Source organism: Candidatus Protofrankia datiscae (genome assembly GCF_000177615.2).
GTDB classification, from domain to species: domain Bacteria; phylum Actinomycetota; class Actinomycetes; order Frankiales; family Frankiaceae; genus Protofrankia; species Protofrankia coriariae.
In genome coordinates, this window is record NC_015656.1 from 5,183,102 (window position 1) to 5,206,371 (window position 23,270).

A 23,270-nucleotide genomic window follows, 5' to 3' on the forward strand; every position below is an offset into this window, starting at 1 on the left:
CGGCTCATCCAGAGGGGCAGAGGGACCGGCCCAGTGAAGCCCCGGCAACCACCCGCATCAGTGCGTGGCAGGTGCTAATTCCGTCCCAGGACGCAACCGGCTCCTGGGAAAGATGAGGAGTTTCACAGATGACAGTCGCCCCCGAGCGCGTCACAACGATCAGCCCCGATGTCGTCAATCCCGCGGTTTCCCTGTCGTGTCGCCACTGTGGTGCCGCCTATCCGCTCTCCCCGACGCATGTCTGTATCGAGTGTTTCGCCCCGCTGGAGATTGCCTACGACGACTCCGCGCTGCGCCGGGTCACCCGGGAGTCCATCGAAGCCGGCCCCACCAGCCTGTGGCGCTATGTCGGGTTGTTGCCCGCCGGTCACGACCCCGCACGCAGGGTGTCCCTCGGGGCGGGCTGGACGCCGCTGCGCCCGGCCACCCGCCTCGCCGCCGAGCTCGGAATGCGGACACTGTGGGTCAAGGACGACACCGCGAACCCCACCCACTCGTTCAAGGACAGGGTCGTGTCGGTGGCGCTGTCGGCCGCGCGCGAGCACGGGTACACCACGGTCGCCTGCGCGTCCACCGGCAACCTGGCCCAGTCGGTGGCGGCGCACGCCGCGTCCGCCGGGCTGCGCTCGGTTGTGCTGATCCCGCACGATCTCGAGGACGGCAAGACCGTGTCGACCGCCGTCTACGGCGGCACGCTGGTCGCGATCGAGGGCAACTACGACGACGTCAACCGCCTGTGCAGTGAGCTCTCCGGTGAGTACGAGTGGGCGTTCGTCAACGTCAACGTGCGGCCGTTCTACGCTGAGGGCTCCAAGACGCTCGGCTACGAGGTCGCCGAACAGCTCGGCTGGCGGCTGCCGGAGCAGGTCGTGGTGCCGATCGCGTCCGGGTCGCTATTGACGAAGATCGACAAGGCGTTCGGTGAGCTCGGCCGGCTCGGTCTGGTGGAGCCGACCCCGTACCGGGTCTTCGGCGCGCAGGCCCAGGGCTGCAACCCGGTCGCGGCGGCCTTCGCCCGCGGGGTGGACACGGTCGCGCCGGTGAAGCCGTCCACCATCGCCAAGTCGCTGTCGATCGGCAACCCCGCGGACGGCCCGTACGCCCTTGACGTGGCCCGTCGCACCGGCGGCGCGATCACCGACGTCACCGACTCCGAGATCGTCGAGGGAATCCGCCTGCTGGCCCGGACCGAGGGCGTCTTCGGCGAGACCGCGGGCGGCGTCACCGTCGCCTGCCTGCGGCGGCTGCTGCGCGAGGGCCTGCTCGACCCCGACGCCGAGACCGTCATCTTCAACACCGGCGACGGCCTGAAGACCCTCGACCCACTGATCCCGACAGGCCGGCCGACCGCGACCATCCGCCCCTCCCTGAGCGCCTTCGAAGCCGCCGGCCTCGGCGACTGACCCCGATCGCCCGCCACGGCATCTTCCGACAACCTCAGCATCGCCGACATCTGCGTGGACAACGCAAACGGCGGCGTGGCCACCTGCCGCGCCGCCGTTCCGGCAGACCACTGAGAAGAAGCCCGTGTCGATCCATTCCGACAGCGGGCCAGTAAAGTCAAGATTGTGGACACCGAACCGGGAGACGGGAACTTCGTTCACTTTCGCCTGCGTGGGGGTCGCTTTGAACATGGCCGAGGCCTGCCGCTGACGGCAGCTTCCGAGCTCGCGGCCTACCAGGATCTGGTGGCGGCCACGGCACGGACCCTCTTCATGCGGGACAATCCACGCCGCCGGCGGCTGCCAAGAGGATTCTCCAGCCGTCTGGATCTTCGCCTTGTCCGGCTCGAAGGCGGCAGCGTCACCACCATGGTCGAACGAGTGACACCCGTGGGCCAACTGCCCCTCGACGACGAGTTCACCCGCACCCGGGACCTCATCAACGACGCAATTGTCGCGACGGCGAGCGGCGGAACGCTGCCCGACCTGTTCTCCGAACGGGTTCGATCGGCCTTCGGCCGCTTCGGGCAGACGCTGGAAAGCGATGAAAGAATCGAGCTGGGCTCCCCGGGGGGCGAACGTCGCATCAGCTATGACAGAGAGGTTCGCCGGCGTCTTCTCATCATGGGGACGAAATCCTACACCGAATCCGGAAGCATTATAGGCCAATGCCGCTCAATTAGGCTGGAGGGGCGTCCGTCCATCCCGACACGCCAACGCCCGATCCCGCATCGATCAACTTCTGAACACGGCATCCAGTCACGTTCCTCAACGTCGATCAGTAGGCGGCGGAGTGCTCATGCCGCGATTTCGGCCGGTCGGCAGATAGAATCCAGATGTGGTGCGCCTTCGCCAGGTAGTTGAATTGCCAGCCGTTGACAACGACCGGCTGACCGACCGCATCTCGATCGGTGTGCTCGCCAGAATCGTTCCCCGGGACCTCGTCGAAGAGGTACTGGTGGAAACGAAGCGGCAGGAACGGCGTACCAGGCTGCTGCCAGCCCGGGTCATGGTGTACTTCACCATGACGATGTGCCTGTTCTTCGACGATGACTACGAAGAAGTCATGCGTAAACTCGCCGGTGCGTTGAGATGGCTGGGGAACTGGCAGGGTGACTGGAAAGTCCCGACCACCGGGGCGATCTCGCAGGCACGGATCAGGCTCGGTGCCGCCCCCCTGAAGGTCCTGTTCGAACGTGTCGCTGTGCCGGTCGCGGGGCTGGGTACCAAGGGCACTTGGCTGCGTTCCCGGCGGCTGATGGCGATCGACGGGTTCTTCCTCGACGCCGCAGACACCCCCGAGAACGTGGCCAGGTTCGGGCGGTCCACCAACGGACACAAGGCCAGCGCTCTGCCCCAGGTCCACGTCGTCGCGCTCGCCGAATGCGGCACGCACGCGATCGTCTCCGCCGCGGTCGGTCCCCGTGCCAGCGACGAACGTGCTCTCGCCGCCACCCTGCTCGACGCCTGCGAACCCGGGATGCTCCTCACCGCCGACCGTTACTTCTACAGCTTCGACCTCTGGCAGCAGGCGCTCGACACCGGCGCGGACCTGCTCTGGCGAGTCAAATCCGATCTCACGCTACCGGTCATCCGGTCCCTTCCCGACAGCTCCTACCTCTCTATCATCGTCAACCCGAAAATCAGAGGGAAACAGCGGAACCAGATCATCGCCGACGCCCGCGCCGGCCGCGACTTTCCCGAGGACTCCGCGACACCCGTCCGCGTCATCGAATACACGGTGCCTGACCGCACAGGATCCGGAACCGGAGAACTGATCTGCCTCATCACCAATATCCTCAACCAGACCGACATACCAGCGGTGGAACTCGCCACGGCCTATCACGAGCGCTGGGAAATCGAAAACATCTTCGATGAGATTAAGACACACCAGCGGGGCGAAGCCCGCGTCCTACGCTCGAAACTCCCGGACCTGGTGGAACAAGAGATCTGGGCGCTGCTCCTCAGCCACTACGCAATCCGATGTCTCATGTGCGAGGCCGCCGACGAAGCCGACGTCGACCCGGACAGGCTATCCTTCATGCGATCACTACGCGTCGTCCGCCGCCAGGTCACCGACCAGGCGGATTTTTCCCCCTGAGGACCACACGCACGCGCTCCGGGAAACCTTCACAGAGATCACCGAACGGCTTAACCCCGTGCGCCTCCACCGCACGTACCCACGCACCATCAGACGAGGCCGACACAACGCCTACCGAGTCAAAAGCCCAACAGACACCGGCACCAAGCATGATCAATCACCGAAGATCATGCTCGCTCGGGCCGCTTAACTAAGCGCCATTGCATTATAGGCCGAGTGGTCGACCTGAACAGCGAGGACCTGTCGTTCAGACTTCGGGTCGATGAACATCGAACCATGTCCGGCTCCTGCGATCTCGACAGCTTCGAGTGGCTCAGGGACGCCCTGGGAATCGACACCCAGCCCATAGTGATCGACGGACTGGTTCGCTATTCCGAAGACGAACGACCACAACGGATCGAGCGTGTCTTCGCGGTGTCCGCCGTCACGGACGAAAATACGGACGACACGTGGAACTCAGAAACAAAGATCGCGGAAACCCTCCAGCGGCTCGCCGAAATCGAACGACTGGAACCGGGTTGGACCGACGGCGAAGGTGAACGGGTCAGCCATGGAGCCATCTCAGTCACACGAGATCTCCTCCGGGAGTCAGGCCGGTACGGAATTCCCGTACCACATCTCTACCCAACCCCCGATGGCGGCATCAGTGTCGAATGGAGTATCGACCGGTGGGAACTGTCGATAGAGATATCTCCCATCGGTGAGACCTGGCTGCACGCGCTCGACTCGGTCCAGCGGACCGACATCGAGCACACACCGGCAGACGTCCGAGCAGCATTGCTCGAGGTTCAACGGATACTGCGCGCCGAAACCGTAGTCGATACGAGAGAAGGAGCGTACCGCGACAATGATGGATCCCACGGAGCCGGATGACGCGAACGAGCCGTCGGCCAGTCCAGCCGACCCTACTGATCATCCGCGGGGCATCCTGCTCAGCGATCCCACGGAACTGCTCTGGCGACAGATCGCCGCAGCCTTCTCGGATCAGGAGGAACGACCGACCTATCTCGCGTTCCAGCCGACCAAGAAAGATCATGAATTTCTCTCGACCCGGCGAGAGAAGGCCGTCGACGCGAAGAAAGCCTACGAGGAACACCAGGCCGCTGGCATGTCGACACTCGGCACATGGGCGGTAAGCGTCCGGGAGGCCCTCGACGCCGACGTACCCCCGTACGACGGCTCCGCGCTGCCGGGCATGCCGCACGGCCACACCAGCCTGTCTTTTGCCGGAAAAAGTCGACGCCAGGCAGCCAGCGCCGCAAAAATTCTCCTCCGGGCAGCTCGCGACCGAGGTCGGTGCCACCCGTAACGGCCAGCCCTCCAGGGAGGGCTGTAGGCGCACAGGTCCCCCAGCGGCCATCGGCGGTGCGATGGAACCGGTACCGGCGAAAACGTGGTTCGGCTGTCGCCGTCACACCGTCATCGCGGGCGACGGCCGCAGCCGCATGACCGCTGCGACCGGCATGGCGGTGGCGCGGCCGGGTGTCCTGCGATGTGTGGGCGCCCCACCTGCGCCCCTGGCCCTCGTCCTCCTTGGCGCGGGTTCCGCCTGAAGACGGGCTCCTGCTGGTACCGGGGCTGACCGTGGTCGTCGCGGCGAGCGGCGTCGGCCAGTTCCTGGCCCTCGCGCCGCCTGCCGGCACGCTCGACACGGTTCTCGTCCACCTCGACCTGAGCGGCGGCAGCCGGTCCGCCCCCGTGCACGGCCGGCAGGCGGTCGGGGCGGTCGCCGGCGCCGGCCATCGAGTGATCATCTATACCGGTCAGCGCCGGCCGCTGGTGCTCGCGGGATGCCTGGGGGTGGGCGCGTGGGGCATCGTGCACAAGTCCGAGCCGCCGGCCCGGTTGGTCGACGCCGTCGACGCGGTCAGCGCGGTCAGCGCGGTCAGCGCGGTCAGCGCGGTCAGCGCGGTCAGCGCGGTCAGCGCGGTCAGCGCGGTCAGCGCGGTCAGCGCGGTCAGCGCGGTCAGCGCGGTCAGCGCGGGCCGCATGGTCCTCATGACGGCGGTGACCGGACTCGCGGAGGCGGTCAGCCGGACCGGGGCGCTGCCCGGCCTCACCGACGCAGCGGGCCGTCCTGCGGGCCCGCGCCCGCGGCGAGCCGTACGGCAGCATCGCCAGGCGCCAGCGCATCGGCCGACGGACCGCGGAGGAGCACATGAGCGCGGTGGCCCGGAAGTTCTCCGCCTACCTGCGCGACCACAGCCCGGCGGATCTCGAACGCGAGCTCGGGATCGGTCCCGGCGACTTCATGGAGTAGCGGGCCGGCTGGCCCGGCGAAACGGCTGGCCCGGTGGGGCGGCTGGAGCTGTGGGACGGCCGCGCCGCGCGACCGCCGGCGACCACCGCGCACCAGGAGTTCACCGGCGGTTCAACGGACCGGAGCGCGGCATGCGGCTGGCATGCCACAGGCATACGACGGACATACGACGGGCGCGCGGCCGCCACCTGGCCGGGCCCGCGACGGGCCGTCCGGCCATGCGGCGCAGCGGGGGGCGAGCTTGCACTCACCCACCTCGAGTGCTAAACAGGAGCTGGCACTCACCCGCTGCGAGTGCCAGGGCTGAGCGACGAGGCCACCGGGCCGTCCGTCGCGGGCGTCGTCTTGGCCAGGCCATTGAACAGCCATTCCCCTGGGAGGACCACGACACCATGCCGAAGATCATTGCCTTCGATGAGGAGGCACGGCGCGGCCTGGAGCGCGGCATGAACCAGTTGGCCGACGCCGTGAAGGTCACACTCGGCCCGAAGGGCCGCAACGTCGTTCTGGAGAAGAAGTGGGGCGTCCCCACGATCACCAACGACGGCGTGAGCATCGCCAAGGAGATCGAACTCGAGGACCCGTACGAGAAGATCGGCGCGGAACTCGTCAAGGAAGTAGCGAAGAAGACCAACGACGTCGCGGGTGACGGCACCACCACCGCGACGATCCTCGCCCAGGCACTGGTCCGCGAGGGTCTGCGCAACGTGGCGGCCGGCGCCAACCCGCTGGGCCTGAAGAAGGGCATCGAGGTCGCGGTCGAGCGCGTCTCCGAGGAGCTCTCCAAGCAGGCCAAGGAGGTCGAGACCAAGGAGCAGATCGCCTCCACGGCGTCCATCTCCGCGGGCGACCCCGCGATCGGCGCGCTGATTGCCGAGGCGCTGGACAAGGTCGGCAAGGAGGGTGTCGTCACCGTCGAGGAGAGCAACACCTTCGGCCTCGAGCTTGAGCTCACCGAGGGTATGCGCTTCGACAAGGGCTACATCTCGCCGTACTTCGTCACCGACGCCGACCGTCAGGAAGCCGTCCTCGACGACCCGTACATCCTCATCGTCAACAGCAAGATCTCGGCGGTCAAGGACCTGCTCCCGCTCCTGGAGAAGGTCATGCAGGCCGGCAAGTCGCTGGCGATCATCGCTGAGGACGTCGAGGGCGAGGCCCTGGCCACCCTGGTCGTCAACAAGATCCGTGGCACCTTCAAGAGCGTCGCGGTGAAGGCCCCCGGCTTCGGTGACCGCCGCAAGGCTCTGCTCGGTGACATCGCCATCCTCACCGGCGGCCAGGTCATCTCCGAGGACGTCGGCCTGAAGCTGGAGAGCACCACCCTCGACCTGCTCGGCAAGGCCCGCAAGTTCGTCGTCACCAAGGACGAGACCACGATCGTCGAGGGCGCCGGCGACCCCGACCAGATCGCCGGTCGAGTCAGCCAGATCCGCGCCGAGATCGAGAAGTCGGACTCCGACTACGACCGCGAGAAGCTGCAGGAGCGGCTGGCCAAGCTCGCCGGTGGTGTCGCGGTCATCAAGGTCGGTGCCGCCACCGAGGTCGAGCTCAAGGAGAAGAAGCACCGCATCGAGGACGCCGTCTCGAACGCGAAGGCCGCGGTCGAGGAGGGCATCGTCGCCGGTGGTGGCGTCGCGCTGCTGCAGGCGTCGGTCACCGCCTTCGAGAAGCTCGACCTCGCCGGTGACGAGGCCACCGGGGCGAACATCGTCCGCCTCGCCCTGGAGGCGCCGATCAAGCAGATCGCCTACAACAGCGGCCTTGAGGGCGGCGTCGTGGTCGACAAGGTCCGCCACCTGCCCGCCGGCCACGGCCTGAACGCGGCCACCGGCGAGTACGTCGACCTGATCGGCACCGGCATCATCGACCCGGCCAAGGTCACCCGTTCGGCGCTGCAGAACGCCGCGTCGATCGCCGGGCTGTTCCTCACCACCGAAGCCGTCATCGCCGACAAGCCGGAGAAGAACCCGGCCCCGGCCGCGCCCGGCGGCGGTGGAGACCTCGACTTCTGAGGCCTACAGCCTGAATACCGAACAAACCGGATAAAAAGGGGCGGTCCCAATGGCGGGACCGCCCCTTTGTCATGCCTCTGTCGTTTGTCATGCCTCTGTCGTGTCATGTCCCTGTCGTGCCTGGTCCAGGACTGGACGACGGTCGCGGCGATTTACCGACCATGTCGGGCATACTCTCGTGAAGCGTCGATTTCGGTGGGGTTACCGCCGCCACGGGTTCGTGGTGGGCCGCGAACAGCACCATGACCGGGAGTGTGTACGAGATGACCCAGACCACACCGCCGGCCGGCTGGTACGCCGACCCGTCCGGCCAGCACGGCTTCCGCTACTGGGACGGCACCACCTGGACCGACCAGGTCAGCGACGCGCCATCGGGACAGCCGGAATCACCGGGCAAGACGGCGCCCGCCCAGGGCTGGGGAACTCCACAGGGCTACCAGAACGCGCCGGTACAGACCAACTACGCACCGGACCGCGTCCAGCGCCAGGTTTCTGAAGGCGCGGGTGTACGACCCGTCCACGGTGGCGGCGGGACGCTTTTCACCGAACCGGTCCTGGTGGTCAACCAGAAGACCAAGCTCATCGAACTGACGAACGAGTACGCCGTGTTCGACCAGGCCGGCAACCAGATCGGTTCGGTTGTCGAGGTCGGCCAGAGCGCGTTGAAGAAAGCGGTACGGTTCGTCAGCTCGCTCGACCAGTTCTTCACCCACCGGCTTGAGGTGCGCGACAGCGCCGGCGTGGCCCATCTGGTCCTCACCCGGCCGGACGGATTCGAGATCGGCCAGATCGTCCAGCAGAACATTTTCGGCAAGATCCGTTTCGCGCTGGAAACCGGCGGGACGCCCATCGGAACGATCAAAACGGAGAACTGGCGGGCGTGGAATTTCTCGATCGTCGACCACGGCGACACCGAGATCGCCCGGGTGACGAAAACCTGGGAGGGGCTGGCCCGCACCCTGTTCACCACCGCTGACAACTACGTCGTCCAGATCCACCGTCCGCTGACGGATCCGCTGCGCAGCCTGGTGGTCGCCTCCGCGCTCACCATAGACACCGCGCTCAAGCAGGACTCCCGCGGCCTCGGCTGACAGCGATACGGCAAAGAACATTTAGACAGTCTCCGGGCCACAGGGCACCATTACTGGCGTGCCTTCTCCCGGCCCCGCGACACGCTCGCTCCGTCCCGTCCTAACGCTGCCCGCGCCGCCGCTCACCGTGGCGGACCTCGACGAACTCGCGCTCGACCCCCGCTTCGAGCTCGTCGACGGGATGTTCGTGGTCCGCCCATGGCCGACGCCGCTGGAAACCCGGGTGACCAAACGCCTGGTCCGGCTGCTCGTCGAGGCCACCCCGGCCGACATGCGCGTCCACACCCGTGACGTCAGCGTCCGGATCGAGCCGCGCAGCGAGGTCGTCCCCGACATCGTCGTGGCCGCCGCCGGCGACGACGACCGCCAACAACGGATCACCGGCCTGCCGTTGCTGGTCGTCGAGGTCGCCGAGGCCGGCAACCGCCGCTACGACCGGACGCTCAAGTTCGACCTCTACCGTGACCACGGCGTGCCCGACTGCTGGCTGGTCGATCCGGACGGCCCGCGCATCGACGCCTACCGGCTCGTCAACGGTGCCTACGTACCGGCGGCATCCGCGACCGGGGACGAGGAGCTGACAGTGATCACGCCGGTACCCTGCACGATCATCCCAGCCACTCTCGTAGACCCACCAAACCCAGAGTAACTATACCCAGAGTAATCATCGGACGGTTACACAGGGCCAGGCGATCAGTCGGTATCGGGTGATTGGCCACCCGGAGCCGGACAGTTACGCGGGATCGGGGATGTCGTCAGCGTCCACGATCATGTAGACGTAGCCCTGCTCGGTGAGGAAGCGCTGGCGGTGCGCGGCGTACTCCTGGTCGATCGTGTCCCGGGAGACCACGGTGTAGAAGTGCGCGCCCCGGCCGTCCGCCTTCGGGCGCAGCACCCGCCCGAGCCGCTGCGCCTCCTCCTGGCGTGACCCGAACGTGCCGCTGACCTGGATGGCGACCGCCGCCTCCGGCAGGTCGATCGACACGTTCGCGACCTTGGAGACGACCAGCGTCCTGATCTCCCCGGTCCGGAACGCCTCGAACAGGCGTTCGCGCTCCCGGTTGCGGGTCGACCCCTGGATGACCGGGGCGTCGAGCAGCTCGCCGAGCTGGTCGAGCTGGTCGAGGTAGGCGCCGATGACGAGCACCTGGTCGTCGGCGTGCCGCTGCACCAGCCGGCGCACCACCTCCCGTTTGCTGTGGGCGGTGGCGCACATGCGGTAGCGCTCCTCCGTCTCGGCGACGGCGTAGGCCATCCGCTCGTCCTCGGTGAGGGTCACCCGCACCTCGGTACATTCGGCCGGCGCGATCCAGCCCTGCGCCTCGATCTCGCGCCAGGGGGCGTCGTACCGCTTGGGGCCGATCAGCGAGAAGACGTCGCCCTCCCGGCCGTCCTCGCGCACCAGGGTCGCGGTCAGGCCGAGCCGGCGGCGGGACTGGATGTCGGCGGTCATCCGGAAGACCGGCGCCGGCAGCAGGTGCACCTCGTCATAGACGATCAGCCCCCAGTCGCGGGCGCCGAACAGCTCCAGGTGCAGGTACTCGCCCTTACGGCGGGCCGTCATCACCTGGTAGGTGGCGATGGTGACCGGCCGGATCTCCTTGCGCTCGCCGGAGTACTCGCCGATCTCCTCCTCGGTGAGCGACGTGCGCCGCAGCAACTCCGAGCGCCACTGGCGGCCGGCGACGGTGTTGGTGACCAGGATCAGGGTGGTGGCGCGGGCGTGCGCCATGGCGGCGGCTCCGACGATGGTCTTGCCGGCACCGCTGGGCAGCACCACCACACCCGAGCCGCCCTCCCAGAAACCCGCCACCGCGCCCTTCTGGTAGTCGCGCAGCTCCCAGCCGTCCTGGCGCAGCTCGATCGGGTGCGCCTCGCCGTCGACGTAACCGGCCAGGTCCTCGGCCGGCCAGCCGATCTTCAGCAGCGCCTGCTTGAGCCGTCCCCGCTCGGACGGGTGCACCACGACACAGTCGTCGTCAAGGCGCGGCCCGAGCATCGGCGCGACCTTCTTCGACCGGACGACCTCGGTGAGCACCGCGCGGTCGACGGTGCGCAGCACCAGCCCGTGCGCCGGGTCGTTCTCCAGCCGCAGCCGGCCGTAGCGGTCCATGGTGTCGGCGATGTCGACGAGCAGCGCGTGCGGAACGGCGTAGCGGGAGAACCGGACGAGCGCGTCGACGACCTGTTCGGCGTCATGGCCGGCGGCCCGGGCGTTCCACAGCGCCAACGGGGTGATCCGGTAGGTGTGCACGTGCTCGGGTGAACGTTCCAGCTCCGCGAACGGCGCGATCATGGCTCGGGCGTCGCCGGCCAGCGGATGATCGACTTCTAGCAGCAGGGTCTTGTCCGACTGGACGATCAACGGACCGTCGGTCACGTCTCACCACCCTTCCGAGGGCCTTCCGAGGGTTTCGGGATTTCCGAGGGGCTCAGGGTTCCTGAGGCGTCCGAAGGCTTCCAGGACGCCGATTTCACGGCGTCGCGTCAGGCGGACCGGCAAGCGGAGCAGACCGGCCGGCCAGCGGACACCGAGCGCGTCCGCCGATTCTCGCATGTTCGCCGGTGGTCCCGGGCAGGGCCGACGCCGTCGCCCGCGGCGGGCGTCGTCCGGGCGATCCGGCCGCAGAGCGGCCCGGCCGCCGAAATCCGGTCATCGGGAAACTCCGGTCATCGGGAGGCGAGGCGGGCCCGGCCGTTGTCAGGGAGGTCGGGCTGTCAGGGCAGGTCGGGCTGTCGTCAGGGCAGATCGGAAATGTCCTCCGTGTCAAGCGGCCGTGGAGGCGCCTGGCCGGGCACCACCGTCGGCGTCTCGGGGGCGTCCGTCCCGGCGGCGTCCACCGCAACGGGGTCCACGGCAACGGGGTCCACGGCGACCGGGCCCACGCCCGCCGACCCGGCACCGAAACCGGCTCGGGAGGCGGAAGCCGCCCTGAAACCGCCCGGCCCGCCCGGCTCGTAGAGCCAGGGGTAGCCGTTGATCTCAGCACTCGGGAGCGTGTCCTCCACATCGAGGACGCCGGTCACACGGTGTAACGCAAACCGCCGGGTCGCGCTGGTGCGCTGATCCCAGGCCGTGACCCAGCCACCCTCGACGGTCAGCGGGCGGACCACCTGGTCCCTGGGCGTCCCCTGCTGGTCGACGTATCCGAGCAGCACCCGGCGGCCAGCGCGGGCCGCCCCCTGTAGCGTCACCAGGATCAACGGCGCGGAGCGCACCATCCCGTCGACCCCGTCGGCCAGCGAACCGGCCGCGGCGGCGGCCGCCCGCGCCGTGCGGGTACTGGCGTCCCCACGGCGGATCATCCGCACCATGTCGCGCAGCTGCTCGTCACGGCCGCCCCGCGCCTGGGCACCGCCCGGCGGCCGCGGCCGGCCCGGCGTGCGGTGCACCTCCGGCCGGCTGAGCACCACCCGCCCGTCCGGGCCCTCCCCCACCGGGGAGAAACCGGCGGCGCGCAGCCCGTCGAGCAGCTTGGGCATGGGCAGCGAGCAGATCACCACCGTCGGCGCGATCCGGCGCAGCCCCAGCGCCTGGGTCCGCCGGGAGGCGACCACCTCGGAGAGGACAGCGGTGTCGTCACAGCGCAGATAGGACGCGGCCGGCCCCGCCCGCAACCGCCCGTGCCGGCGAGCGACGTCGTCCACCAGGTAGTCCAGCGTCTGCGGTACGCCCCCACGGGCCACCCGGGTGAGAAAGTCGCGGATGTCCTCGACGGTCCGCCCGGCGTCCAGCGCCCGCCGCAGGGACGTCTCGGAGAACCGGTAGACCGTCGCCGCGCCCGAGGACTCGACATCGGCCATCTGCGCCAGCTCGGCGGCGATCTCCGGCACCAGCGGGCCCGGCGCCACCGCGGTGAGGTCGGCCTGCACGAACAGTTCGCTGACGGGCTCGGGCAGCATCGGGCCGAGCGCCGCCGCCAGCTCGGAGCGGCTCGCCCCCACCCCGGCCTCGCCGCGGGCCAACGCCCACCCGGCGGCCGACAGCGCGCCCCGGCCGGTGACGCCCAGCAGCTCCGCCTCGGCGAAGACCCAGTCGACCATCCTGTCCAGCAACGGCCCGCCACGCCGCGGCATCCGCCAGGCGAGCAGCTCCCGCACCGAGGTGGGGGTGGGCGCGAGCCCGCGGGGCGCGGCGGCGAACGCGTCCAGTACGAGACGGCGCAGCTCCGGCGCGCTGCGCCGCCGCAGCTCCAGCGACAGCGCCGCGAGCTGGCGGCCCTTGTCGTCCCGCTCCCCCACCAGGCCGGGGACGTCCGGGGTGTGCAGCCACGCCTCCACCAGGACGGCCCACCGCATGGCCGGGGTCTCCACACACCACCGGTCGTAGGCCGTCGTGGGCATGATCTGGGTGTCCGTCCCGGTGGAGCCGTCGACCAGCCCGGCCGCGTAGGCGATCTCGGCGACCACCGCCGCCACCGCTTCGGTGACGTCGAGCAGCTTCGCGGTGGCGCGGAAGTCCCGGACGCTGAGACCGCCGGTGCGCAGCGGGGTGGGCGGGGCCGTCCCCCACGCCTCGAGCAGGACCGTCACCAGGCGGACCAGCGCGCCGGCGGCAAGAGCGGCGGCGCCGTCGACCTGGCCGAGATCGATCTGCCGGCCGGCGAGCGCGGGCGGGTCGACGTGCAGCTGTCCCGCCGGCCGGTCGCCGCGCAGGGCCAGGCCCACCTCCCGGGGGAGTTCGACCGTCTCCTCGTCGACGCCGACGAGCAGGCCCCGGGCGAGCAGTTCCTCCACCGGGGTGCGGGCGTCGGAGGCCGCGAGCAGGCGCCCGGCGTCGCCGGTGTGCCCCAGCGCCGGCCCGGTGGCGAGCCGGTCGAGGATCTGGCGGGCCCGCGGGCCGCACTCCTCGACCAGCCGGGCCACCCGCTCCCGCCCGGCCAGCACGGTGGTCAGCTCGTCGAGCAGGGCCGAGCGGGTGGCGGCGCCCCGGTTCCGGCGCGGGTCGACGCCGACCGCGGTGGCAAGCCGGGCCAGCTGGGTGTGCCGATGGCTGCCCAGGCACGCGCGCAACGGCCGGCCGAGCCCGAGCGGCCGCTCACCCAGCAGGTCACGGACCATGCCGACAAGCACGATGGCCGAGTCGTCCCCCCACACCAGCCCGCGTTCGCGCAGCGCCGTCAGGGCCGCCGTCACGTCCGCGCCCCCGCAGAAGGTCGACAGCTCCGCCGCGCTCACCGTCGGCGGGAGCAGCGTCAACGCCTCGCAGACCTCGAGGGTGAAGACGTCGAGCCGCTCGAGCGCGCGGGTAACGCTCACTCGGATCTCCAGCCGGGCAGCGAGGACGTCGAAGTCGGGCGGGGGCGGGGTGGCCAGGTCCGGCCGCAGGGTGAGCAGCCGGTTCAGCGCGTCATCCGGCAGGCCGCGCAGCCACCCGGCCAGGGTGGTGGGCACGTCGGAGCCGTCCGCCGGTATGGACACCCTCACAACGGTATCCGGCTGCGTGGAAGGCTTGACACGCCCTATCGTCCATCATCAAGATCGAATTCGTCGCTCACGGACACCGGGACCCGACCCACGCCGACCTGGGCCGTACCGACCTGGTCGAGCACCCAGCCGCCGCTGACGTTCCAGCGCAGCACGGCAACGGCCGGATCAAGATCATATTCATGTGGTCGAAGCGCGACGAACGCCCAGTCGGGCGAGCCGGTGGAAATCCTGATGGAGTCCACCTGGAGGCGGCCGTGGGGGACGGCTGCGACCAGCGGGCTGGCGAAGACCGCCCGGGCGATCGCGTCGACCTCCTCCGCGGTCGGCTCCCGACCGGGCGGGGCAGGAGCGGCGCCGGCATCCCGGCCGGCCCGGATGGCGGCCGGGGCTAACGCCCTGGCATGGGGATCCTCGGCTGCGGGAGCGTCCGCGTCACGACCGGCCGCCGGGCGGATGACACGTGGGCCGTTGCCGTGTGGACGCGTGGAATGTGGACGCACGCGAAGCCTCCTGCCGCGGATGACAGGTCGGGACGTTACCCGGCCAACATCACGCCAAGTCGCACATGCTGTGACAGAGCGCGACAGACCCGTCTATGCAGATTCACATGCAGGAGCCCCGAGCGCAAGGGCCGGGAACCGAATTCCTCGCACGGCGACCATCACAATGACCAGCCGCGAAACAGCGACTAGCGTGTACGGGCTATTTGGGAGCTGTTCACCGATTTGCCAATATCTCTCCTGGTAACGGAAAATCGAGACACAATAAAACACTACCATCCGACATATTTATCAATATATGGACAAGTCGCCGACCGAGAACGGCGATCGCCAAAACCTTCGATCATCAGAACCCCGGCCAGCGGCACCGAGAACATCGACGATCAACGTTCCTTGTCGACGCTCTCGACAAGGAACGTCAGATTATGATCACGAGCCCAGTCGCTGACCCGCGACTGCATGCTCGCCGAGCCCGGCAGCGCGACGGCTCGCCCGATGGAAAACCCGACGACCATGACAACGATCATCAGCAGCAGACCCAGCAGGCTCACCATCCCCCGCGCGCGGGGGGGACGGTGCCGGGCGGACGCGGCACCCGCCCGGGCCCGGGCGTCAGCGGCCGCGTCAAAGCCGGAATCGGTATCAGCGTCGGAATCGTCGGGAGCGGCGGCGCCATCAGCGGCAGCGGCACGGGCCCCACCGGCGGATGCAACGTCCGCCCGGACGCGCTCGGTGCGCGCCTGAGCGGGACGACCGGCGGTAGCGGAACGGCCGTCCTCGCCGGGAAGCGTGGTGAATCGATCGGTGGCCTCGATGTCGTTCGCACTGGAGACGGGCTTGGCGGAGCCGCCCCACCCAGTCGATGGTCCGCGCCCCGCTGTCTCCCGACCCGCCCCGGCCGGTACCCGGGCCCCGGGCGGGCGAGCAATATGATCATTCTGCCGCTGGCTCTCCGGACGGGCTCGGTCACCGGCAACCGGCCCGCGCGCACCTGCCGCACCTGCCGCGCCCGCCGGACCGGAAGCCGGTCGCGCCCGGGCATCGGACCGGCCATGCGGGGCGGGGCGGGACCCCGCGGGCCCGGAGCCGGGCGGGAGCACCGGCGGACGCGGCGTCGCGGCCGGCGGCATGCCGGCGACTGCGGACGATCGGGGCGAGGGCGGTCCGGATGAACCGACCGGTTCCGCACCGCCATGACCAGGGCGCACCGCCCCTGGCTGACGGAGTGCGGCAGCGGCGGACGCGGACCGGGCGCCGTCTCGACCACGTTCCGGAAACGGGTTGTATCCCTGTGTGGGCTCTCCGGTGTAAGGCGGCCTTCCCTGGTCCGCACCGGGGCCGGCGCCCGACACCCGCTTCCGGATGGCCGGGTGCGCTCCCTGGTCGGGAAGCCCCCGCTCGGCGGGTCGCTGCACGACGGTGGTCATGTCAAGCGGATCAGGGCCATCGGGCCCGCGGGCTCCCCGCTGGTCGGGATAGCCCTCGGCTCGACGGGCGTCGCCGGCGGCCGGCCCAGGCCCGTGCCGTGCGGGCACGGGCGGAGACGGAGACGGAGACGGAGACGGAGACGGAGACGGAGACGGAGACGGAGACGGAGCGTGCCCTCTCGGACGTCCGTTGGCAACCGGTGTGGGAGCAGCGCCGGCGTCCACACCTGGTCCATTGCCGCCCTGCCCGCCCTGCCGGCCCGGACCGGCCCGGCCCACGGGGGACGCCGTGGACCTGTAGCTGCCCGGCCCACGGCCGCTGGGTCCAGAGCTGCTGGGTCCAGGGCCGCCGGGTCTGTGGTTACCGACCACGGGCGTCGCGGACCGGTTGCCGCCGACGGGTTGGGCGCTTCTGGCGGCCCGGTCCGACAGGGTGGCGAAGGCAACCAGGCCCCTGCTCGCGGAAAGCGCCCGTATCTGGCCGAGGGCGGGCCGCTCATGCCCGTGATCCACCTGCGCCGCTCCCGCCACTACGGACCGGGACGGCGGCGGCTCAGCCACTGGGCGCCGCGACCCACCCGGCCCGGGCCGGGACGGGCCCGCCGGCTCGTTCGGCGGCCACGTCTCCTCGTCGTTACTATCCGCGATCTCACGCAGCTCACCCCGCGAGTCCGCTCGAGGATCACCTCGTCGGCCGCCCCGGGAGTCGGGGTCTCCTCGGACCACGCGAGTATCCTCCGGTCAGGTTCGCACGGCGGCGGTTGTGCCGATGTCGTCGGAACAGCGATATTAAGCGTATCCGCCACAGGTTTCCGCGACGCAACTCGCCCGGATCCTCACGGTTATACACTAACGCTTCGTAACCGACTTATGTCCGAATCCCGACACTCAACGAACCTGCTCCGCGACTCCCCTGACCACGGTCACGGCCGCGGTTTCTCCCACCGCGTGGCTCCTCCCACCGGCATCCGGTCAGAGCGCCACCTCGGTGGACGGGTCACCCCCGGTGGAGGTGACGCCCGGTGGAGGTGTCGCGGGGACGAGGGGAGCGGGCGGGGTGAAAGACCCAGGCCCGCATCAGCACGAACCGCACCACCGTGGCCAGCACGCCGCTGAGCAGCACGGTGACGATCTCGACGAGAACCCCGGACGACGACCAGAGGGCGTGCAGCAGCCCGAGCCCGGCGGAGGACACCGCGAGCCCCAGCACGAACACCACCCCGGACTCGGCGAACTGGCGCAGCGCCTCCTCGCTGCCCACCTGCCCGAACGTCAGGCGCCGGTTGGCCCAGGTGTTGCCCACCGCCGTGCCGAGCAGCGCGATGAAGTTGGCCGCGAAGGACGACGCCCCGCCCTCGCGCAGCAGCGCATAGGCGACGACGTAGGCGAGGGTCGAACACACCCCGATCGCCGCGAACGTCCCGAGCTGGCGGCCCATGTCACGAGGCAGCCGCGCGGCCCGGACCTGCGGTGGCAGGTCCACCCCGGCCCGGCCGGCGATGATGCGGCGCGCGACCCGGATCATTCCGCGGATGTCCTCCATCGCGGTCGCCACGACGTCGACCCGCGAGTCCGGGTCGTCGGTCCAGTCCACCGGCACCTCGTGGATGCGCAGGCCGTTGCGTTCGGCCAGCAGCAGCAGTTCGGTGTCGAAGAACCAGTGGTCGTTCTCGACGGCGGGCAGCAGCGCGCGGGCCACGTCCGCCCGCACGGCCTTGAACCCGCACTGGGCGTCCCGGAAGGAGGTGTGGAAGGCCACCCGCAGCATCGAGTTGTAGCAACGCGAGATGATCTCCCGCTTCGACCCCCGGACGACCCGGGACCCGCGGACGAGCCGGGAGCCGATCGCGACGTCCGAATGACCCGACAGCAGGGGCGCGACCAGGGGCAGGAACGCCTCCAGTCCGCTGGAGAGATCGACGTCCATGTAGGCCACGACGTCGGCGTCCGAGGACGACCAGGCCGCCCGCAGGGCCCGACCGCGGCCCTTGGCCTCCAGCCGGGCCACCCGGACCCGGTCGAGTTCGCCGGCCAGCCGCCGGGCGACGACCGGAGTGGCGTCGGTGCTGGCGTTGTCGGCGATCGTGATACGCCAGCCGAAGGGGAAGCGACGGGTCAGGTAGTCGTGCAGCCGGCGGATGCTGCCGTCGAGGGCCTCCTGCTCGTTGTAGACGGGGACCACCACCTCGACAAGCGGCTGTTGACGCCACCGCGCCGGTGGCGTCCCATACGGCTGCTGGCGCCACCGCGTCGGTGGCGTCCCGCACGGCTGTGGCGCCACCGTGCCCCGGGCCGCGGCCGGACCCCAACCGTCGGCTCCGGACGAGGCCTGCGACGGGATCGTCCGCGAGCCGTCAGGCCGGGCTTCCGCCAGGACGCCGGTGCTCCCGGGGGCGTCGGGCCCCGATTCCAGGTGGACGCCGGTAGGCGCGGCGCCGGCGGGCACACCACCGGCGGGCACAGGGGGCGTGACTCTGGCGCACGCGGAGCCGGTGGGCTCCGGGCCGGCGGACGGCGCGCCCGTGGCAGGGACCTCGAGGCCGTCGCCGCGCATGGGTAGCGCACAGGGCGATCCGGGCACGGCCGGACCGGCGGGGCGGTCGTCCCGAAAAGGTTTCGGCAGGTTCACACCTCCCAGCGTCGGCGACCGCGGTGAGAACGGGCTGAACCGTGCCTGAGAAGCTACTGAGTGGCTGTCACGGCGAATCCCTGGCCCCACCACGCGAGAACGGACGCGGCCGCGGAGCGCGGACGCGAAGCGGGAAACCGGAGAACGGGCCCGGGGCGGAAGGCGGTGCGCGGGTTCGGCCGCAATACCCGTCCTGTCGCAATACCCGTCCCGTCGCGCTTCCTGCCGCAGTGAAAGCATCCGTCATGGTGAAAACCCCGCTACGGAGGCGAGTCCCGGAAGGGGGACTTCGGGCGGGCGGAACAGCGGGCCGGACACGCAACAGCGGAAGGACACAGAAGGACACGGATGGATGCCCGGAACGTGGCGGCCAAGATCGTCGGCACAGGATGCCACCTGCGCCGGCATCCTGACAGCACACCTCGTTCCGTGCCGGGCTCCCTGCTTTCCCACCGTGGTTCGCTGTTTCCCACTGTGTTCCCCGCTACGGGTGTTCCCCGCGGCCGATGTTCCCCGCAGCCGGTTCCTCCCGGCGCCGTGTTACCGCGCTGCCTCCCACGGCCGTACGCTGCGTACTCTGCCGTCGTCGCCCCCGTCGGCGTGTGATCCCCCGGTGGGGGTGTCGGCCGGTGGGCCGTGTCGGGCGGTGGACACCGTCCGGTGCCACGTCTCAGCCGACTGTTGTCTGTACTTCAGTATTCACTCAGCTTGCGAGGGGAAGGTTCGTACCATGAGCACGCGGCCCCCCTTCGTCACCTTCGTGGACGGATCACCTTTGAACGCGCACGTATCCGACGACGGCATCGACGGCGTCGCGACCGGCTCGGACAGCCCGAACTGGGCGGCGCCGGATGCCGCCCCCTATCCCGTCGTCGACACGCGGCCGGCCCAGCCGGCCGTCGGCGGTGACCCACCGCCAGGCGGCCCGGGACAGGGCGGACCGAGCCCGGCGACGCCCTACGCGTCCGCTGGCGGGCAGCAGGCTCCCGCCAGCCCCGAAAACTCACCGTGGCAACGGCCGGTCGGCACGCCAGCCCCACCGTCGGCGGCCTCGTCGTCCGGTGGCGAGCCCCGCCCCTATGCCGGCGGGCCAGGCCAGCCGTCCGGCCGGGTCTGGTGGGGCACCCCGTGGAACACGCCGCAGGCAGGGGGGCCGGCCGCGGCTGGCGGCGGCGGCGAGGGAGCGTTCCCCCCGCCCGACCCGACCCGGCCCGGCTCGGCAAACTACCTCGGCGGGCTGCCCGGTGCCGGGAACCCGTTCCATGCGCCGCCCGCACCACCGGCCGGCCCGTACCAGAACCTCACGCGGACCACCGGGCCGTCGGGGCCACCGCACCGCCGCCGGCTGGTCGCCGCCGCGCTCGCGCTCGCGCTGGTCTCGGCCGGGGTGGGCGGCGGCGTGGGGGCGCTGGTGGCCGGCAACAACGACAATGGCCAGGCCGTGGTGTCCTCCGGCGGGCTGCTGCGCAGCACCGACAGCGGCTCGGGTGGCACGTCGCCGGCGGCCGCCGGCACGGTGTCGGCCGCCGCGCAGGCCATCCTCCCGAGCGTGGTCACGATCTCCGTCGCCTCCAGGAACAACGAGGGGAGCACCGGCTCCGGCGTGATCATCCGCCAGGACGGCTACATCCTCACCAACAACCACGTGGTCTCCGACGCCGCGAGCGGCGGTTCGCTGAGCGTGAGTACGCAGGACGGCAAGGACTACAACGCGAGGATCGTCGGTACCGACCCGAGCTCCGACCTCGCGGTTATCAAGATCGACGAGACCGGTCTGAAGCCGGCGACCTTCGGCAACTCCGACGCGCTCGCGGTCGGCGAACTAGTGATCGCGGTCGGCAGCCCCCTCGGCCTGAACGGCACCGTGACCTCGGGCATCGTCAGCGCCGTGCACCGGCCGGTGCGGACCGGCGACGCCGACGTCCAGGACAGCAACGCGGTTCTCGACGCCATCCAGACCGACGCCCCGATCAACCCGGGCAACTCCGGCGGCCCGCTGGTCAACAGCAGGGGCGAGCTGATCGGCATCAACTCGGCGATCGCCACCGTGGGATCGGGCGGCCGCGGTTTCGGCGGTCAGCAGCAGCAGTCCGGCAACATCGGCGTCGGGTTCGCGATCCCGGCCAACTACGCCCAGTCCATCGCCGAAGAACTGATCACCGGAGGCACCGCGAGGCACCCGTACCTCGGGGTCAGCGCGTCCACGGCGGGCGTGGGCCCGTCCGACCCGACGGGTGAGGGCACCGGCGCCACCATCGGTGAGCTGGTCAACAACGGGCCGGCGCAGCAGGCCGGGCTCCAGCCGGGCGATGTCATCACCAAACTGGGCGACCGCCGGATCACCAGTGTGGACGGCCTCATCGCCGCCGTGCGCTCACACGGCATCGGCAACAAGGTGACGGTCACCTACACCCGCAACGGCCAGACACTGACCACCGACGTCACCCTCGCCCAGCAACCGTCCTGAGCACTCGATGTCACAGGAGCGGCCGGGTCACGGGGAGCGGCCGACCGGGAGCCGGCCCGCACGGCACCGGGCGGCGGCCCGGGCGCCCGCTCCCGCACTGCCGCGCCGTCTGCCACTACCCGTCCCCACCACCGCCGCCAGCGGACCACCAGCGGTGGTGGGGACGGCGACCGAGCAGGCCAGGAATGTTACGAGTCCGTCGTGTGACAACAAAGTTTTCCCAAGATTCCGCATGACATGACCGAGACGTTCTACCGTAATAAGTGATGGTGGTGTCACTCCGTCCTTGTCAGGGCGCGGCTGCGACAGGAATCACCGATAGGGGATCCGGGAGAGTGCACTGATGGACGGCGGCATCGACCACACCACCTTCGGCACGCCCCCCCCCGCGCGGGTGCGCCACCTGTCACCCGTCCCGCCGCCTTCGACAGGAAGCCGCGACCTGAGCGGTCGGCGCCGACGCCGACATCGACGCCGACATCGTCATGCGGATCCGGCATGGTCAGCGGCAGGCATTCGACGATCTCTACGACCGGTACGCCGACGACGTCTTCTCCGTATGCCTGTTGATCCTTGGCGAGCCGACCGTCGCGCACGCCGCGGCGGGCACGGCGTTCGCCCTCGTCGCCCGTAGCCGCCTCAGCCCGCTCAGCGATCCCACCCGGCTGCACGCATGGCTGCTGGAGCTCGCCCGCGGCAGCTCACTGGCGTGGTCGGGCTCGCCGCAGGTACAGGCAGCTCCGGTACCCCACGGGATCACCCCCGAGGAGATGCTCGCCGCGACCCAGCTAGTGGCGGCGCCGGCATCCCTGCGGGAAGGGCTTGCGCGTACCTTCGATCGGGCCGCCGCCGCGGCCACCGCCCGCGATACCGCGGCCCGCGCCCACTACCGGGCGCTCAGCCTCGGCCGCGGCCCCGACGGCACAGCGGTCATCTCCCGCGACGGCGTGGCTGGCCCCGTCCCCATGGCCGGCGCCCTCCCCGGCGGCACAGTCGGCGCTGTCGCTGCCGGCTACGGCAACGGGGCCGGTACCGTCCGCGACAGCGCGGCCCACGATGTCGCGGCTCACGACGGTGCGGCTGGCCCGGGCCAGCTACCGGTTCACGCCGAGCCGGCGGACAGCGACAGGACCTTAGTCATCGGCCCGATGACAGGCCAGGGCGCTCTGTCCGGCCCGACCGGGCCGGGCCGGGACGGGCCGGGCCCGGTCGGGCCGCTGGCGCCCGGATACCTCGGTGGGGAGCCCCCGGCGGCCGGATCACCTCGGCGTGGTCGTCCGGTCGCGGCGGCTGCCGCATCGCTGCTGGTCATGGCCACGATCGGTGTCGTCGTCGCGGTCAACTGGCCCACCCCGGCATCCGACACCACCGCCAGCCGCCCCGGCACCGCGGTGATCACACCGAGTTCGTCCGGAGAAGAGCCCGGCGGCTTCTCCTCGAATCCCTCGTCCGCGTCCGGATCGTCGGCCCCGGTCGACCCCGCGGTGGGTGCGCCGCCCGCCCAGCAGCCGTCCGCCCAACGCACCGGGCCGACCACGTCCGACTTCGGGCCCCCGGCCGGGGTCGCACTGGTGTCGTCCCAGCTCTCCACCAACGACGGCCCGCTCCCCCCGCCGCCGGTGAACGCCCCGCCTACGACGATCACGGAACCGCCCCAGCCGACCGCGACGGCGACCACGCCCGAACCGGAGCCCACGGCAACCACCGAGCCCACCGGTCCCGGCACTCCGTCCAGCAGCGCGGGGACCGACCCGCCGGCGGGCAGCCCGACCAACCCGGGCGAAACATCCACGGCGGATCCGTCGATCACCGCCACGGCCGTGAGCCCGTCGGCATCCGGCGGCCCGGCGGACGAGAAAGGCGGGCCCGCGACCAGCCGCGCGCCCCTGACCTCGGTCTGAACCGCCA

General features: G+C 70.4%; 16 protein-coding genes and 1 riboswitch. Of the genes, 10 read left to right on the forward strand and 6 right to left on the reverse strand.

The window, feature by feature from the left end; all coding sequences use genetic code 11:
- Position 1 precedes the first annotated feature (1 nt).
- A riboswitch (SAM riboswitch) is annotated at positions 2-119 on the forward strand.
- 9 nt (positions 120-128) lie between these two features.
- The 5 genes from thrC (at position 129) to FSYMDG_RS21835 (ending at position 4,852) form a co-directional block, all read left to right on the forward strand.
- Entirely contained in the window at positions 129-1,403 is a 1,275-nt protein-coding gene (gene thrC, locus FSYMDG_RS21820; protein WP_013875533.1) for a threonine synthase, read from the forward strand.
- A gap of 165 nt (positions 1,404-1,568) precedes the next feature.
- On the forward strand, positions 1,569-2,306 hold the full coding sequence (locus FSYMDG_RS26575) for a hypothetical protein (RefSeq protein WP_157491054.1): 738 nt from the start codon (positions 1,569-1,571) through the stop codon (positions 2,304-2,306).
- Positions 2,281-3,543 carry an IS4 family transposase gene (locus FSYMDG_RS21825; protein WP_013872077.1) on the forward strand — a complete coding sequence of 421 codons (1,263 nt, stop codon included), beginning with the start codon at positions 2,281-2,283 and terminating at the stop codon, positions 3,541-3,543. The genes FSYMDG_RS26575 and FSYMDG_RS21825 overlap by 26 nt, the downstream gene beginning before the upstream one ends.
- 216 nt (positions 3,544-3,759) lie before the next feature.
- Entirely contained in the window at positions 3,760-4,416 is a 657-nt protein-coding gene (locus FSYMDG_RS21830) for a hypothetical protein (RefSeq protein WP_043604220.1), read from the forward strand.
- Entirely contained in the window at positions 4,391-4,852 is a 462-nt protein-coding gene (locus tag FSYMDG_RS21835) for a hypothetical protein (RefSeq protein WP_013875534.1), read from the forward strand. The genes FSYMDG_RS21830 and FSYMDG_RS21835 overlap by 26 nt, the downstream gene beginning before the upstream one ends.
- 454 nt (positions 4,853-5,306) lie before the next feature.
- Here FSYMDG_RS21835 and FSYMDG_RS29025 read toward each other — a convergent pair whose 3' ends face one another.
- Entirely contained in the window at positions 5,307-5,543 is a 237-nt protein-coding gene (locus tag FSYMDG_RS29025; RefSeq protein ID WP_157491055.1) for a hypothetical protein, read from the reverse strand.
- Between the two features lie 652 nt (positions 5,544-6,195).
- Between FSYMDG_RS29025 and groL the strand changes: the two genes are divergently transcribed.
- The 3 genes from groL to FSYMDG_RS21855 all read left to right on the forward strand — a co-directional run bounded on the left by groL (position 6,196) and on the right by FSYMDG_RS21855 (position 9,558).
- Positions 6,196-7,818, forward strand: coding sequence for a chaperonin GroEL (gene groL / locus FSYMDG_RS21845; protein WP_013875538.1), 1,623 nt, complete (start codon positions 6,196-6,198; stop codon positions 7,816-7,818).
- Between the two features lie 263 nt (positions 7,819-8,081).
- Positions 8,082-8,909 carry a phospholipid scramblase-related protein gene (locus FSYMDG_RS21850; protein ID WP_013875539.1) on the forward strand — a complete coding sequence of 276 codons (828 nt, stop codon included), beginning with the start codon at positions 8,082-8,084 and terminating at the stop codon, positions 8,907-8,909.
- 58 nt (positions 8,910-8,967) lie between these two features.
- The gene (locus tag FSYMDG_RS21855) at positions 8,968-9,558 is read left to right on the forward strand and encodes a Uma2 family endonuclease (RefSeq protein WP_013875540.1); all 591 of its coding nucleotides are present in this window, start codon (positions 8,968-8,970) and stop codon (positions 9,556-9,558) included.
- An 84-nt stretch (positions 9,559-9,642) separates the two neighbouring features.
- Here FSYMDG_RS21855 and FSYMDG_RS21860 read toward each other — a convergent pair whose 3' ends face one another.
- From FSYMDG_RS21860 to FSYMDG_RS21875, 5 genes are all read right to left on the reverse strand, one after another.
- Complete coding sequence (locus FSYMDG_RS21860) at positions 9,643-11,289, reverse strand: DNA repair helicase XPB (protein ID WP_013875541.1); 1,647 nt, start codon at positions 11,287-11,289, stop codon at positions 9,643-9,645.
- 359 nt (positions 11,290-11,648) lie between these two features.
- The gene (locus FSYMDG_RS21865; protein WP_013875542.1) at positions 11,649-14,336 is read right to left on the reverse strand and encodes a helicase-associated domain-containing protein; all 2,688 of its coding nucleotides are present in this window, start codon (positions 14,334-14,336) and stop codon (positions 11,649-11,651) included.
- Positions 14,337-14,371: 35 nt separating this feature from the next.
- Entirely contained in the window at positions 14,372-14,839 is a 468-nt protein-coding gene (locus FSYMDG_RS23585) for a hypothetical protein (protein ID WP_013875543.1), read from the reverse strand.
- Positions 14,840-15,222: 383 nt separating this feature from the next.
- Positions 15,223-15,393 carry a hypothetical protein gene (locus tag FSYMDG_RS26580; RefSeq protein ID WP_165001786.1) on the reverse strand — a complete coding sequence of 57 codons (171 nt, stop codon included), beginning with the start codon at positions 15,391-15,393 and terminating at the stop codon, positions 15,223-15,225.
- 1,870 nt (positions 15,394-17,263) lie between these two features.
- The gene (locus FSYMDG_RS21875) at positions 17,264-18,820 is read right to left on the reverse strand and encodes a glycosyltransferase (protein WP_013875545.1); all 1,557 of its coding nucleotides are present in this window, start codon (positions 18,818-18,820) and stop codon (positions 17,264-17,266) included.
- Between the two features lie 805 nt (positions 18,821-19,625).
- Here FSYMDG_RS21875 and FSYMDG_RS23590 point away from each other — a divergent pair.
- Together FSYMDG_RS23590 and FSYMDG_RS27280 are read left to right on the forward strand one after the other, a co-directional pair.
- Positions 19,626-21,362, forward strand: coding sequence for a S1C family serine protease (locus tag FSYMDG_RS23590; RefSeq protein ID WP_013875546.1), 1,737 nt, complete (start codon positions 19,626-19,628; stop codon positions 21,360-21,362).
- Between the two features lie 485 nt (positions 21,363-21,847).
- Complete coding sequence (locus FSYMDG_RS27280) at positions 21,848-23,263, forward strand: putative RNA polymerase sigma factor (protein ID WP_013875547.1); 1,416 nt, start codon at positions 21,848-21,850, stop codon at positions 23,261-23,263.
- Positions 23,264-23,270: the final 7 nt, after the last annotated feature.